18 protein-coding genes are annotated in these 13947 nt (G+C 56.1%); 10 read left to right on the top strand and 8 right to left on the bottom strand.

What is annotated here, in order from left to right:
* Positions 1 to 10: 10 nt before the first annotated feature.
* The gene (locus tag Z946_RS0106630; protein ID WP_025054940.1) at positions 11 to 1000 is read left to right on the top strand and encodes an adenosine kinase; all 990 of its coding nucleotides are present in this window, start codon (positions 11 to 13) and stop codon (positions 998 to 1000) included.
* 3 nt (positions 1001 to 1003) lie between these two features.
* The gene (locus Z946_RS0106635; protein ID WP_025054941.1) at positions 1004 to 1594 is read left to right on the top strand and encodes a GNAT family N-acetyltransferase; all 591 of its coding nucleotides are present in this window, start codon (positions 1004 to 1006) and stop codon (positions 1592 to 1594) included.
* Here the strand turns inward: Z946_RS0106635 and Z946_RS0106640 are convergent.
* Together Z946_RS0106640 and Z946_RS0106645 are read right to left on the bottom strand one after the other, a co-directional pair.
* Positions 1591 to 2067: a hypothetical protein gene (locus Z946_RS0106640; RefSeq protein ID WP_052836080.1), complete on the bottom strand. Its 477-nt coding sequence runs from the start codon at positions 2065 to 2067 to the stop codon at positions 1591 to 1593. The genes Z946_RS0106635 and Z946_RS0106640 overlap by 4 nt on opposite strands.
* Positions 2067 to 2549, bottom strand: a complete 483-nt coding sequence (locus Z946_RS0106645; RefSeq protein WP_025054943.1) for an RNA pyrophosphohydrolase — start codon at positions 2547 to 2549, stop codon at positions 2067 to 2069. Before Z946_RS0106645 ends, Z946_RS0106640 begins: the two co-directional genes overlap by 1 nt.
* A 158-nt stretch (positions 2550 to 2707) precedes the next feature.
* Between Z946_RS0106645 and Z946_RS0106650 the strand changes: the two genes are divergently transcribed.
* Complete coding sequence (locus tag Z946_RS0106650) at positions 2708 to 4735, top strand: NADPH-dependent 2,4-dienoyl-CoA reductase (RefSeq protein ID WP_025054944.1); 2028 nt, start codon at positions 2708 to 2710, stop codon at positions 4733 to 4735.
* On the opposite strand, the gene Z946_RS0106655 is transcribed toward Z946_RS0106650, so the two are convergent.
* Positions 4732 to 5703, bottom strand: coding sequence for a Hint domain-containing protein (locus tag Z946_RS0106655; RefSeq protein ID WP_025054945.1), 972 nt, complete (start codon positions 5701 to 5703; stop codon positions 4732 to 4734). The two genes, Z946_RS0106650 and Z946_RS0106655, sit on opposite strands and share 4 nt — an antisense overlap.
* Before the next feature lie 177 nt (positions 5704 to 5880).
* On the opposite strand from Z946_RS0106655, the gene Z946_RS0106660 reads away from it, so the two are divergent.
* From Z946_RS0106660 to Z946_RS0106670, 3 genes are all read left to right on the top strand, one after another.
* Complete coding sequence (locus Z946_RS0106660; RefSeq protein ID WP_025054946.1) at positions 5881 to 6822, top strand: zinc transporter ZntB; 942 nt, start codon at positions 5881 to 5883, stop codon at positions 6820 to 6822.
* 144 nt (positions 6823 to 6966) lie between these two features.
* Entirely contained in the window at positions 6967 to 7872 is a 906-nt protein-coding gene (locus Z946_RS0106665) for a LysR family transcriptional regulator (RefSeq protein ID WP_025054947.1), read from the top strand.
* Positions 7873 to 8014: 142 nt separating this feature from the next.
* Positions 8015 to 8200 carry a hypothetical protein gene (locus Z946_RS0106670; RefSeq protein ID WP_025054948.1) on the top strand — a complete coding sequence of 62 codons (186 nt, stop codon included), beginning with the start codon at positions 8015 to 8017 and terminating at the stop codon, positions 8198 to 8200.
* A gap of 5 nt (positions 8201 to 8205) precedes the next feature.
* Here the strand turns inward: Z946_RS0106670 and Z946_RS0106675 are convergent, their stop codons facing one another.
* Genes Z946_RS0106675 through Z946_RS0106690 form a run of 4 tightly spaced genes read right to left on the bottom strand, consistent with a single transcriptional unit; the run spans position 8206 to position 11154 of the window.
* Entirely contained in the window at positions 8206 to 9141 is a 936-nt protein-coding gene (locus Z946_RS0106675; RefSeq protein ID WP_025054949.1) for an OmpA family protein, read from the bottom strand.
* Positions 9138 to 9707, bottom strand: a complete 570-nt coding sequence (locus Z946_RS0106680) for a peroxidase-related enzyme (RefSeq protein WP_025054950.1) — start codon at positions 9705 to 9707, stop codon at positions 9138 to 9140. The genes Z946_RS0106675 and Z946_RS0106680 overlap by 4 nt, the downstream gene beginning before the upstream one ends.
* Before the next feature lie 11 nt (positions 9708 to 9718).
* Positions 9719 to 10438 (bottom strand): GNAT family N-acetyltransferase, encoded by a 720-nt coding sequence (locus Z946_RS0106685; RefSeq protein WP_025054951.1) that lies wholly within the window; start codon positions 10436 to 10438, stop codon positions 9719 to 9721.
* Complete coding sequence (locus tag Z946_RS0106690; RefSeq protein WP_025054952.1) at positions 10435 to 11154, bottom strand: competence/damage-inducible protein A; 720 nt, start codon at positions 11152 to 11154, stop codon at positions 10435 to 10437. Before Z946_RS0106690 ends, Z946_RS0106685 begins: the two co-directional genes overlap by 4 nt.
* Before the next feature lie 47 nt (positions 11155 to 11201).
* Between Z946_RS0106690 and sfsA the strand changes: the two genes are divergently transcribed.
* Both sfsA and map read left to right on the top strand, forming a co-directional pair.
* A complete protein-coding gene (gene sfsA, locus Z946_RS0106695) occupies positions 11202 to 11915 on the top strand; it encodes a DNA/RNA nuclease SfsA (protein ID WP_025054953.1) in 714 nt (237 codons plus the stop codon).
* 32 nt (positions 11916 to 11947) lie between these two features.
* Positions 11948 to 12760, top strand: a complete 813-nt coding sequence (gene map / locus Z946_RS0106700) for a type I methionyl aminopeptidase (protein ID WP_025054954.1) — start codon at positions 11948 to 11950, stop codon at positions 12758 to 12760.
* Here the strand turns inward: map and Z946_RS0106705 are convergent.
* Positions 12751 to 12936, bottom strand: a complete 186-nt coding sequence (locus Z946_RS0106705; RefSeq protein WP_025054955.1) for a hypothetical protein — start codon at positions 12934 to 12936, stop codon at positions 12751 to 12753. The two genes, map and Z946_RS0106705, sit on opposite strands and share 10 nt — an antisense overlap.
* 111 nt (positions 12937 to 13047) lie before the next feature.
* Between Z946_RS0106705 and Z946_RS0106710 the strand changes: the two genes are divergently transcribed.
* Together Z946_RS0106710 and Z946_RS0106715 are read left to right on the top strand one after the other, a co-directional pair.
* Complete coding sequence (locus tag Z946_RS0106710; RefSeq protein ID WP_037969088.1) at positions 13048 to 13398, top strand: ArsR/SmtB family transcription factor; 351 nt, start codon at positions 13048 to 13050, stop codon at positions 13396 to 13398.
* A 2-nt stretch (positions 13399 to 13400) separates the two neighbouring features.
* Positions 13401 to 13919, top strand: coding sequence for an SRPBCC domain-containing protein (locus tag Z946_RS0106715; RefSeq protein ID WP_025054957.1), 519 nt, complete (start codon positions 13401 to 13403; stop codon positions 13917 to 13919).
* Positions 13920 to 13947 lie beyond the last annotated feature (28 nt).

Here is a 13947-nt window from a genome sequence, read left to right on the forward strand (position 1 = left end):
GGAAACCTGCATGAAAACCTATGACCTTGTTGGCATCGGCAACGCCGTTGTGGATGTGATCACTCAAACGGACGACAACTTTCTAGCCAATATGGGCATCGAAAAGGGCATCATGCAGCTGATCGAACAGGATCGCGGTGAAGTGCTTTATGGTGCCATGAACGAACGGGTCCAGACGCCCGGCGGATCGGTTGCCAATACCATCGCGGGTGCCGGTGCGCTTGGGCTGGAGACCGCCTTCATCGGACGTGTTCGTAACGATGCGCTAGGTGAATTTTACGCAAGTGCGATGGCCGATCATGGCATCGATTTTGTGAACCCGCCCGTGGCCGATGGGGAAACGCCCACCTCGCGCAGCATGATCTTTGTCACGCCCGACGGTGAGCGTTCGATGAACACCTATCTGGGCATTTCAACAGGTCTGTCTTCGGCGGATGTATCTGCGGACGTGGCGGGCAACGCCAAGATGATGTTCCTTGAAGGGTATTTGTTTGATCAGGACGCAGGCAAAACCGCCTTCCGCGAGGCCGCGCGTGCCACAACAGCAGGTGGTGGCATGGCAGGGATCGCGATTTCCGATCCCTTCTGCGTTGAACGCCACCGCGCCGATTTCCTGTCGCTGATCAAAAATGATCTGGGCTATGTCATTGGCAACGAGGCCGAGCTGAAATCCCTGTTTGAGACCGACGACTTTGAAGCCGCTCTGTCCAAGACCGCAGATATTTGCCCGATTGTTGTCGCCACACGCTCTGGCAAGGGCGTCAGCCTGATAAAGGATGGCACACGCGTTGATGTACCCGTCAAAGCAGTGACTCCAGTTGATGCGACAGGAGCAGGCGACCAGTTTGCCGCCGGCTTCCTATTTGGTTTGGCAAAGGGCTATGACCTTGAGGTCTGCGGCCGCATGGGCAACTTGTGTGCAGGCGAAGTCATCAGCCACATCGGCCCGCGCCCCCAGCGCGATATGCGAGAGGCCTTCAAGAATGAGGGGCTTCTGTAACCGATGCTTGCAAACGGTCTGCATGATGTGCCTGCGGGCAAGGTCGCGATGGTGGTCACCCATCTTGAAATGACAGCCCCTCCGCAACTCCGGCCTGCTGCCCTACCCGCCGGTGTCACCTTGCGACAGGTTACGCCCGACCTTGGTTGGTACCGCGATGTCTTTGACCGCGTGGGCACCCCTTGGCTCTGGTACAGCAGGCGCACACTGGACGATCGCGCGCTCATGGCCGTTTTGAACAATCCCGAGGTCGCGCTTTTCACATTGACCAAAGATGGCGTGGACGAAGCCTTGTTGGAACTAGATTTTAGACAACACGGCGAATGCGAACTTGCTTACTTCGGCCTCACAAAAACGCTGATAGGATCAGGTGCCGGACGCTATCTCATGAACGAAGCCATCTGCCGCGCTTGGGCGGCCGAGATCAAACGCTTTCACGTCCACACCTGCACCATCGACAGCCAGCAGGCGCTCAGTTTTTATCAGCGCAGCGGTTTTACACCGTATAAGCAACAGGTCGAAATTGACGATGATCCACGTTTGACTGGCGTTCTGCCAGAAAGCGCCGCCCCGCATTTCCCTTCGATCCGCTAGCGCCCTTCACACTTCGCACCTGCAAGGCATCGCTGCACCTTTTTCAGCATCGCAGGCCTTGGCGTGCCAAAAACGCTCCCGCCGCAGGGGCTGATCGCAAGAAAATAGGCGCCGTCATCTTTGCGCAAATAGGCAAGAACGTCTTCACCGGTTTGCGCGCCACCACACCATGGCCCGGCGCACTGGACTTCGAGTGTAAGTTCCTGATCGAAAGGCAACGTAAACCCGCTGTGCGTCAGCGATAGCCCTTTTAGCCGCGCGGGTACCAGCGTCTCATTTGGCGGCAGCGGGTCTTGTGTCATGCCTTCAGGCAGCTGGTCAGGATCAAACGTCAACCTGCCATGCACAACGATATAAACCTCTTCTGCTGCGTCAAACTGCGCAAAGCTACGCTCGACCGAAGGGGCGAGGCATGAAAGCGCTAACGCAGGAACCGGAGCCATCAATGCCAGAAGGAAGAGCATAAATCGCATCACAAATGGCCTTCGAATTCAGCAAGCACCGCTTCATAGACCGAGCGCTTGAAAGGCACGATAGAATCCAGAAGCTCAGACACAGGCATCCATTTCCACGCCGAGAATTCCTGGTGTTCTGTTTCGATATTCACCTGTCCATCAGTGCCTTCGAACCGCAGAAGAAACCATTTCTGCTCCTGTCCGCGATATCTGCCTTTCCACAACTGCGGTACCAGATCGTGCGGCAGTTCGTAGGGCACCCAGCCCGATGTCTCGGCCAACACGGTCACAAGGTCACGGCTCACGCCGGTTTCTTCTTCCAGCTCGCGCAGCGCGGCTTCTTGCGGGTCTTCGCCCTTGTCGATCCCACCCTGCGGCATTTGCCAGGCTTCGGTGTAGCGGTCCTTGCGCTGGCCGACAAAGACCAGGCCTTCCGCATTCAAAAGCATCACACCCGCGCAGGGGCGATAGGGTAGTTTGCTAATCTCTTCGGGTGTCATTCTCGATAGGCTCCATTTGGTTGTGCCACGCTCCCCTTGTGTCCCATCCCGCGCTGATATCCAATAGCACATGGATGACGCGGCGTTGCGCGTGACTCGGGCGGCCAGTTGCGGTGTTGTCTTTGCAAAACCGATTTTCTGCCAGAAAGGCCATGCCTATGTCCAGCTATCCACACCTTCTCGCCCCGCTCGATCTCGGGTTCACAACCCTGAAAAACCGCGTGCTGATGGGATCAATGCACACCGGTCTGGAAGAAACAAAAGACTGGAACAGAGTAGCGGAATTCTATGCGGCACGTGCCCGCGGTGAAGTCGGTCTGATGGTCACAGGCGGCATCGGACCCAACCCCGAAGGGTCAGTTGCGCACGGTGCCGCGATGATGGTGTCCGACGAAGACGTCAAAAACCACAGTGTAGTCACCAAGCGCGTGCACGAAGCAGGCGGCAAAATCGCTATGCAGATCCTGCACGCTGGCCGTTACGCCTTTTCTCCAGATTGCGTCGCCCCTTCTGCGATCAAATCGCCTATCTCTATGTTTGCACCGAAAGAGCTGGACGAGGAAGGCATCGAAAAGCAGATCGCAGACATCGCCGCCTGTGCGGGCCGCGCCAAAGAGGCAGGATACGATGGGGTCGAAGTGATGGGGTCCGAGGGGTATTTCCTCAACCAGTTCCTTGTCACCCACACCAACAAGCGCGAAGACCGCTGGGGCGGATCCTACGAAAACCGGATGCGACTTCCGATCGAGGTCGTGAAACGCGTGCGCGAAACCGTGGGCGACGACTTTATCATCATCTACCGCCTGTCGATGATCGATCTGGTGCCAAACGGCTCGACCTACGAAGAGGTCGCGCAGCTGGCCCAAGAAATTGAAAAAGCGGGTGCCACCATCATCAACACCGGTATCGGATGGCACGAAGCGCGCATCCCAACCATTGCGACATCCGTTCCGCGTGCAGCGTTTGCATGGGTGACCAAAAAGCTGATGGGTAAGGTTGGCATCCCGCTGATCACGTCCAACCGGATCAACACACCGGAAGTTGGCGAAGAGGTGCTGGCAGATGGGTGTGCCGATATGGTTAGCCTCGCCCGACCAATGCTGGCTGATCCCGACTTTGTAAAAAAGGCAATGGAAGGTCATGCGGCCCAGATTGCGCCCTGCATTGCTTGCAACCAAGCCTGCCTTGATCACACATTCGGCGGTAAAATATCCTCCTGCCTCGTCAATCCCCGCGCCTGCTATGAGACTGAGCTGAAGCTTGAACCTGTCGACACCGCAAAAACCATCGCGGTTGTGGGAGCGGGCCCTGCGGGCCTTTCCTCAGCTTTGGCCGCGGCGGAACGCGGGCACAAGGTGACTGTCTTTGATCGCGCATCTGAGATCGGCGGTCAGCTGAACCTCGCCAAGCAGGTCGCTGGCAAAGAAGAATTCTGGGGATTCGTTGACTGGTACCGAACGATGGTCAAAGAAAAGGGTGTTACCGTAAAGCTTGATACCGAGGTCAGCGCCAACGATCTGGACGGTTTTGACGAAGTGATCATCGCCACCGGCGTGATCCCTCGTGATCCGCAAATTCCGGGTCAGAATTCAGGGAACGTCGTCAGCTATATCGACGTACTGAATGGCACGGCCGAAGTAGGACAGAAGGTCGCCGTTATCGGCGCTGGCGGGATCGGTTTCGACGTTTCCGAACACCTTGTTCATGATGGCGAAAGCACCACACTGAACCTGCCGGAGTGGATGAAGGAATGGGGCGTGGCCGACCCTGCCGAGCATCGCGCCGGTCTGGCACCGGAAGGTCCGCAGCCACACAAGGCTGCACGTGAAGTCACGATGCTACAGCGGAAAACCACAAAAGTGGGCAAGGGTCTGGGCAAAACAACCGGCTGGATTCACCGCGCCTCTTTGACGATGAAAGAGGTCAAGATGATAGCTGGCGTCAACTACGAGAAAATTGACGCAGACGGATTGCACATCAGCTTTGGCGAAGCGCGTGAGAACCCGACGCTGATCGAAGCCGATACAATCGTTCTTTGTGCCGGCCAGCTGTCTGACCGGTCACTTGCGGACGCGTTGGAAGCCAAGGGCAAGACGTGTCATGTAATTGGTGGCGCAGACGTCGCGGCAGAACTGGACGCTAAACGCGCGATTGATCAGGGCACCCGTCTGGCCGCTGCGCTTTAGGCAATCATTGCATGGGCTTCATGGCGGCGCAAACACAGGCGCGCCGCCTGAAGCTCAGCATCCTCTGCGCAAAAATCCGGGAACAAGCTGACAAGCTCGGTGCGGATATCAGGTGGCAAATGGGATTGGTCTGAAAGCAGGAAAGATTCGCTCGGCGTACCGTTTGAGAAAACGATCTCGTGCTGGTCAAACACCAGATGAATGTAGCGGACCATGCCGCCGCAGCGCAGCTCGCCCATCCCATGTTCAGCCAGATACACCGCAGGTATCAAAACCTCCGGATCCCCGAACAACAGTTCTGCACGGGGGCCGGACAATAGCATTCTGTGCTGTTGTGACACGATGATTTCTTCGCGATTGCCGATACTGCCGGGCGCAAAGACGACAGGTGCCATAGCACCTTCAGCCGCAACATCCTGTGAAAGCACACCGCGCACCCGCTGGACCCCATGATCCATCGTTATCACCAGATCCCCTTGGCAAAGCGTCCCTGCATTCACCGGCCCTACAGGGGTATCAATCGGCGTATATTGGGTAAAACAGGCCGTGTAGTCGGTGTATTGGTTATTCTGCTGATGCGACGTCCGTTCCGTCTGAAACGTATAGGATTGCCCGGGAACCAGCGGCACAGTCGAGGCGATGCCATCTACCGCGCCCTGCTGGTAACCGTCTCCTCCGAAATGGAATGAGGTCACCTTGTGACCGGTGCTGCTGATCAGGTCATAAGCGGTGTTGATGCTTGTGCCAGCGGTATAGGTCGCGCCATCCAGATTGATGTCATTGGTCAAAGATTGGGTGGCATCAACTTCGTCAAATACAGCATCGTCATCCGTGATCTCGACCAAGGTTGGTTCGGCATCAGGGCGTAACTGCAACGTGTAGACCGGCGTCCCTGCTGCCGCGGCACCTTCTTCGATAGGGAGGGCGGAAACAAAATCACTTGGACTGTATAAATAGATAAAAGGCACGATCGACGGCTCCGGAAGAACAGGTAAGTCTTCGGGATTAAGGAGGCCATCTGGGCAAAATGCGGCGCCGATAGGGCTTTGTTAAGGTTAACGGCGCGCAATGCTACGTCGTTGGTATCGCATTCGTTTCTGCCGTCCCGCATTGCGCCCTAAGAATAAAGGCGGCTACATACGCGAATGGCCATATGTGTTTTCGATATCTCCGCTAACGGCACCGCGTCTGTCCCAACAGATAGCGATTTGACTGGAAACGGTAGGTATCGCTGGTGGCACTACGATATGACGGACCCGGAATTTGCCGGTTGGGTTACGTCACATCTGCCCCCGATCCCCGCAGGTGCTTTGCTTCAAGCCGAGACACGCCCGCGTTGCGACACCTATAATGACGGGCTGATGCTGAACCTGCGCGGCATTAACATGAACAAAGATGCCGTAGCAGACGAGATGATTTCGCTGCGCCTCTGGGTTGCCGACGATGTCCTGATTACCGTCCGCCGCCGCAAGGTGTTTGCCGTCGATGCCATCCGCGCGGCTTGCGAGGCGGGCAACGCGCCCAAAGATCCTGCGACCTTTCTTGAATGGCTTGTGGACGGGCTGACCACACGGGTTGAAAACCACATTGATACGATTGAGCAGCTGACCGATTTCTACGAAACAGATCTGGAAGACACCGACACACTGCCCCCGCGCGACCTGCCGGTTACCAGACGCAGCATCATTCGCCTGCGCCGCTATCTTGAACCGCAACGGCATGCGCTGGCCAAGCTGGCAGCGATCAACCTACCGATTATGCCTGAGCCAAATGCGATGCAGCTGCGCGAAATTGCGAACCGGTCCACCATAGCCGTGGAAGAGCTGGACGAGCTTCGCGACCGGCTGACTTCTATACAGGGCGAGCATGACAATCACGTTGCGCAAAGACAGGCGCGCCACTCTTATGTCCTGTCCGTCGCGGCGGCCTTGTTTCTGCCGCTAAGCTTTATCACCGGCCTTTTCGGGGTGAACCTTGCCGGAATGATCGGGGCTGACCACCCGCATGCGTTTGCCATCCTTTGCCTGTCCATGCTGGGCCTCAGCGTTGCTATGGTGGCTATCCTGCGCTGGATCAGGTGGATCTGAACAGGCCGCGAAACACACTGTTCACCTGTTTCCCCGCCATGAACGATACCCGCAATTACCTTGCAACTGTCCCAACCCTGCCCCCTTCCTGCCTGATTTGGCTTTCATACCAGCCTTCGAATTAAGTGATGTGAAGGAGCGGGTATGGACCGCCTGACAGAAATGGAAGCTTTCGCCACCGTGGTGGACCAAGGAGGCTTTACCGATGCTGCCAAAAAGATGGGGATTTCCAAGTCCGCCGTTTCAAAACACGTGTCCTCCCTTGAGGCGCGGTTGGGCGCCCGCCTGCTGAACCGCACCACGCGCCGCGTCAGTCCGACCGAGATTGGTCTTGCTTATTATGACCGCGCCCGCCGCGTTCTGAATGACGCCGGCGAAGCCGATGCACTGGTCACATCCATGCAGTCCGCCCCCTCAGGTCTTTTGCGTATATCGGTCGCCACCGACTTTGGCGTAAACCACCTGTCGCCGGTTTTGTCCGAATTCTTATCAGATTTCCCGGACATCACCGTGAACATGGTTTTGAACAACCGGTATGTTGAGCTGATCAGCGAAGGCTTTGATATGGCCGTACGGATCGGAGAGCTGGAAGACAGCACACTGCGCGCCCGTAAGCTGACGGAAACGACCAAACGAATGATCGCCAGCCCGAAATATTTCGAACAGTATGGCCGCCCTGACAAAATCGACGATCTTAATGATCACAAACTGCTGCATTACTCGAACCAATCGAGTGGTAATGTCTGGAAGCTGACGGCACCTTCGGGCGAAAAACGTCAGGTTCGCACGGCAGGCTGGCTTTCGGTGAATGACGGACAAAGCCTGCTTAATGCAGCGATATCCGGCCTCGGCATCGCGTACCTTCCCAGCTTCCTCTACTCCGAAGCGATGGAAAAAGGGCTGGTTGAGGATGCAATTCCCGAATTACCGCTAGAGACCCAAGGTATCTATGCTGTTTACCCGCCCGGCCGCTTCACTCAGCCCAAAGTCCGCGCATTTATTGATTTTCTGGTCCATGCCTTTGCCGAAAAAGGCCCTAGCGACTGGTAAACCCGATCACCTACCTCGGTGTGAACTAAACCCCCTCTGTCGATAAGACAGTTGGGGGTCTTTTTCGTTTTCCCGCCTTATTTCTGCCGGAAACAGACTGTAGCCAGATTGTAGACAATGAATTTTAACAAGGCTGGATACGATGAATGTTCCCCGCGCCCTGACCTTTACCCTCGTGGCCCTTTCAGTTTCCTCATGTGGAACGGTTGAAGCCGCAGCTAACGATGTGACCCGGCTGGAAATCGATCTTTTGACTTCGCAGAGTGTCTCTCTGAACGCGCCAAGTCTGACAGAAGAAGTTGCTGCCATTCAATCACAGCAGCGCTGAAGCGCTCAGGACGATCCCAACAATACGATCTCAACGCGCCTGTTCGCCTCGCGCCCTGCAGGGTCCAGATTGCTGGCTACCGGCGCGAGATATCCCATACCTTCCGCATCCAACCGGGCGGGATCGATTTTGTAAGCATTGATGAGCCGCTGGCGAACTGATCTGGCACGCGACCGTGAAATCGTAATATTTGTATCAAGGGCACCTGTTGCATCGGTATGCCCGACCACCGCAATGCGCATCTGCGGGTTTGCCTGCAAGTATTCCGACAGCATCTCAAGTGAACGAAACGGTCCGGAGCCCAGCGCCGATTTGCCGGTTTCGAAATCCAGATCAGTCAGAACCGTATGTCCGCGCGCAAGCAATCGCGTGACAAAGTCGCCGCCGTCTTCACCCAGAGGAGCCGTAGGCAATGCGCCGGTTGCATCGACCTGCGGCTCCTCTGACCCGACCTCACCGGCTTGAATGATCTGAACAAAGGCCGACGCCGCTGAAGTACTGGCCAGCAGCGTGACGACCTGTGACACCTCACTCTCTGAGGTCTTGATGCCGGTGACAAACTGAAATGCACGAATATTGACATACATATTCGGACCGGGAAGCGTTTCAGTCGCAAACCGAAAGTCAAAGCCTCCACAAGCAGTGGCCCGACAATCCAGAGCAATTTCGAACCCCGCTTCGATCAGCTGGCTTCGCAGAGGGCGCATCACCTGAAATGGCGTCAATCCGGGAGAGTTCAGCTTCCATGCCGCCCGGCGCACGTCGCCTTCGATCTTGATTGTAGGGACCTGGCCGTTTTCAAACACACCTACGGGTGCTTCATAGACGTCAGGCGAGGTGTCGCGGGTCACAGTCTGTCGCGCGGTAGACGGCAACGTCAGATCCAGCGCAGCAGCGGGGCTGGCAAGAACACATGCAATCACCAGCCACGCAATTTTCATCTGGCTTGCGCGTGATATTCGGCGTTTGGCCGCATGTCAGTAGCGCTTGCCACCCTATTCGTCATATTGAAGAATCCCGCGACATTGGCGATATCCCAGATGTCACGATCGCTAAAGCCCGCATCCCGCAGCACCTGCCGATCTGCTTCTTCAATGCTGGCACTTTCACGGGTCATCTGAACGGCAAAATCCAGCATCGCACGTTGCGTTGGCGTGATTTTCGCCACCTTGTAGTTCATCGCAATTGCTTCGCCCAACGCCGGATCACCCGACAAAGCACGTACAGCTGCACCATGCGCAACCAAACAGTAAAAGCACTTGTTGACCGAGGATACCGCGACAGCGATCATTTCCCGCTCCAGCTTGCTCAACGAGCTGTCAGCCAACATCAGATCGTTATACATCGCTGTAAAGCTGTTCAGCTTTTCTGCATTAAAAGCATAGGCGCGCAGGACATTGGGCACCATGCCGAGCTTTTCCTGACAAATGTCAAAGTATTTCTGCGTTTCTTCAGGCAGCGGATCCATCATTGGTAGGTCTAGGGCGGTAGGCATGTCTTCGGCCATAACTGGCTCCTTTATTCAGGTCGTATGCGGTAGTGATAGCGCCCAACTTCGCAGAAACCCAATGCACGATAAAGCGCGTTCGCACCTTCGTTCTGCTCAACGCAAAGCACGGAAAGATGCGTGGCCCCTTGTGATTTGCCCCAAAAGGCCGCGCGGCGCATCATCCATTGGGCCACACCCTGACGGCGCTGATGCGGCAACACTTCAACCGCATGCACCATACAAACGTGATCATGCACAGCGGCAAAGGCAACGCCGCCGGGTTTTTCGTTCCAGCGCGACAGGATCGCGGTCTTGACCTTGGCGCGCTCCATCACGGCGATACGCGCAGGCCCCACGCCCCCCGCTGCCCAAATCTCTCTCATAATCGCCAAAGGTTCCCACAGATTAAATGCGGTCACACGCGGGATCGGTACATCGGTCAGTTTTTCTATTGGCAGGGTATATAGAATAACGGGATCAATCACCTGATACCCTCGCGCCTCCAACAGGGCATCAAGGGCCTCCTCGCCCTCCCTTATCATGAACAGCGGGGTCTGCCCGATAGCTTTCATCGCCTGCTCGGCACCCGCAATGTCTTGTTCTGACGCATCCTTTATCGCGGTAGCTGCCGACACCCTCTTCCCGCCGCCTTGGCCGTCGCGCAGTGTGAATGCACCTGAGGTCCACTCCCGCGCCGCAGGCCAGGTATGCTCGCAGACCTCATAAAGACGGGTAACGGATGGGGTCATTGGAACGCGGCCTCAAGTTCTGCGAGTGCTGCGTCAATCTGTTCATCATCATTGCCGCGAATGACGATATGGGCACCGTACCTGCCGTCTTTCTGGAAAGGATAAGACCCCATCGACAACAAAGGATAGCTTTCGGCCAACTGGCCAAGCGGACCGGCAATGTCCCCTTCACCACGTTCGATCCGCAATGTCTTGCTGATCAGGGGCGCGCCGCCGGTGAGCGTCGGGATGACTGACGCAACCATGGCCTGAAACACCGATGGCACACCGGCCATTACATGCACATTCTCAAGCTTGAAGCCCGGTGCGGCAGAGACGGGATTGTCGATCAGGGCCGCGCCATCCGGGATGCGCGCCATGCGCAAACGGGCTGCGTTCAGTTCGGTCCCTGATCTGGCATAATGCTCCGCCAAAATCTCGCGGGCATCGTCGCGCACATCAATATTCGCGTTGAATGCGGCTGCGATACAGTCAGCCGTAATATCATCATGGGTCGGGCCGATCCCGCCGCTGGTAAAGACATAGTCATAGACTTTTGACATCGCCTGCACTGCCGCAATAATCGTGCCGTGCTCATCCCCGATAACGCGCACTTCCTTGAGGTCGATACCAGCTTCGGTCAGCTGCCCCGCGAGGTGGTGCATGTTGCTGTCGCGCGTACGCCCTGAAAGGATTTCGTCACCGATAACAATCATCGCGGCTGTGGGGTTGGACAAAGCACTTCTCCTTGAGCGTCATTTCTTCACGGTATAGGCCGTGGCCCATGCGCTTTCAAACCCAACTTGTCCCCGCCCGCCTGATCCGCCGTTACAAACGGTTTCTGGCCGACTGTATGCTGGAGGACGGGCGCGAAGTTGTGGCCCACTGCGCCAATCCCGGCTCTATGTTGGGCTTAGCGGAACCCGGTATCAAAATCTGGCTGGAGCCGAATGACGATCCAAAGAAAAAGCTGAATTTCGGCTGGCGCTTGGTCGATCACGAGAACGGACATTTCACCGGTGTCGACACCAGTCTGCCCAACAAGGCAATTCGTGCGGCATTACAGGCGCAGAAGATTGATGGGCTGGACGCCTACACCACGGTGAAACCCGAGGTGAAATACGGCACCAAATCGCGCATAGATTTCCTGCTAAGCGGCGATGGCTTGCCCGACGCCTATGTTGAAGTCAAATCCGTGACCCTGTCGCGACAGCATGGACTGGCTGAGTTCCCCGATAGTGTGACCGCACGCGGGGCGAAACATCTGGGCGAATTGGCCCAGGTTGCTCGGGCGGGGCACCGTGCCGTTCTGCTCTATCTGGTACAACGCACTGACTGCACCCATGTCGCTATGGCGGCTGATATTGATCCCACCTATGCGGCCGCTCATGACGCCGCAACGCAGGCCGGGGTGGAAACCTTGTGCATTGGCACCCATATCACCCCCGAAGAAGTGCGCATTGCCGCCCCTCTGGTCCTTGGGCCGTTGGCGCGATAAGAGAGCACAAACAGAAATGATTGGAGAAACCGGTGAATGATCAACACCGTGGCCGTCAGACCAAAGACGGCATCCGTATTTATGACCCTTCCGACTTTGCAGGTATGCATGCCGCAGGGGCGCTCGCAGCGACCATTCTGGACGAGATAGCAGAGCATGTAACTGTCGGTCAGACCACCGGAGAGCTTGACCGCATCATCGAAGAAAAGGTGAACGCGGTGGGCGCAAAATCAGCGACCATTGGTTATAAGGGCTATAAACACGCCAGTTGTATCAGCGTGAACCACGTTGTCTGCCATGGCATTCCAGGCGACAAAAAGCTGAAAGACGGCGATATCCTCAACATTGATGTCACCGTCATCGTGGACGGCTGGTTCGGCGACACGAGCCGGATGTATGTGGCGGGCAAGCTCGCGCGGAAATCCGAGCGGCTGATCGACGTTACGCACGATTCACTGATGCGTGGTATAGCGGCTGTGAAACCGGGGAACACCTTTGGTGACATCGGCCACGCCATCCAGACGTTTGTGGAAAGCCATCGTATGTCTGTCGTGACAGACTTCTGCGGTCATGGTTTAGGCCGTGTCTTTCATGCGCCGCCGAATGTTCTGCATTACGGTAAGCCGGGTGTCGGTGCTGTTCTGGAACCGGGGATGTTTTTTACCATCGAGCCGATGGTAAACCTGGGCCGTGCAGAGACGAAGACACTCGCCGATGACTGGACAGCAGTGACCCGCGACAAGTCCTTGTCTGCACAGTTTGAGCATTCCGTCGGGGTGACCGATGACGGGGTAGAGATTTTCACACTCTCTCCCGCTGGCAAGTTTCACCCCACCTACGGCTGATCATCCTTAATCATTCGTTTCATCAGTAATGACAAAAACGTCTCGCCCGCCACGGGCGTGACGCAATCGGAGATAAGCACCGGCGCGCCGAGTGGCTGCGGCTTGGGCAACGGAATCGCTTCCGCTTTTTCCTCCGGCTGAGGCAATATGCCGGCTGTGTAGATCGCGTCGGACATCCGCAAAGCTTTACCACATTTCCCTGATTTCCCAAAGCTGTTCACGCAGACTGGCTCTCTGTGCGAGATGGCCCCTCTTGACTCATGTTGATTATGTAATAATGTAATTACATGATTACTAATGACGATATGGATCAAGTTTTTTCCGCACTTGCGCACACCACACGTCGCGAGATTCTGGATCATCTGCGCCAAAAGCCCGGCATGGCAGTGGGCGAACTCGCTCAGTCGTTCGATGTGACGCGCATCGCCGTAATGAACCATTTGCAGGTGTTGACGAACGCCGGTCTGATCACCAGCGAAAAGGTAGGGCGCACCCGGCGTCTGTATCTCAATGCGATGCCGCTCCAGTTGATCCATGACCGTTGGATTGATGCGTATTCCGGCCACTGGCTCGACCGGATGAGCCTGATCAAGCAGACCGCCGAAGCCGTTGCCCAACAAATTTATGAAGAAGATTAACCATGACAAATATTGCGCCCAAGTCCATCAGCCGAACCTTTATCAACGCACCGATTGAAACGGTTTGGTCAACATTGGTTGCCACCGATCAACCGCTTCCTTTCTTCTTTGGCGCGGTCTGCCAGACCAAGAACGGCCTGGAGGAAGGCGCGAAGATGCGGATGGTGAATCCGAACGGCAAGATCGCGATGGTGGTCGGAGAAGTCCTGAGGTTTGACCCGCCGCATTGCTATTCACACACCTTCAAAATGACCAATATTGATGAGCCGCCCTGCGTCGTCACTTATGAACTGCGCGAGAAAGATGGCGGCACTGAGTTTGATCTGATTATCACAGAGGCGATTGAGGGCAGCAAACTGCACAAAGAAATGCTGAGTGCCCAAGGGTTCATTTCTTCTAACATCAAAGCCGTGGCTGAGACCGGAAAACCCGCTTTCACAGGTCGCATGGTTGGTCTACTTGGACCTGTCTTTGCCCTGCTGGCAAAGAAGAAGCAGCGGATCGAGAACTGGCCACTGTAGCAGCAGCCAGGACATAATATTGCGCATA

The organism is Sulfitobacter noctilucicola (assembly GCF_000622385.1).
Classification (GTDB): Bacteria; Pseudomonadota; Alphaproteobacteria; order Rhodobacterales; family Rhodobacteraceae; genus Sulfitobacter; species Sulfitobacter noctilucicola.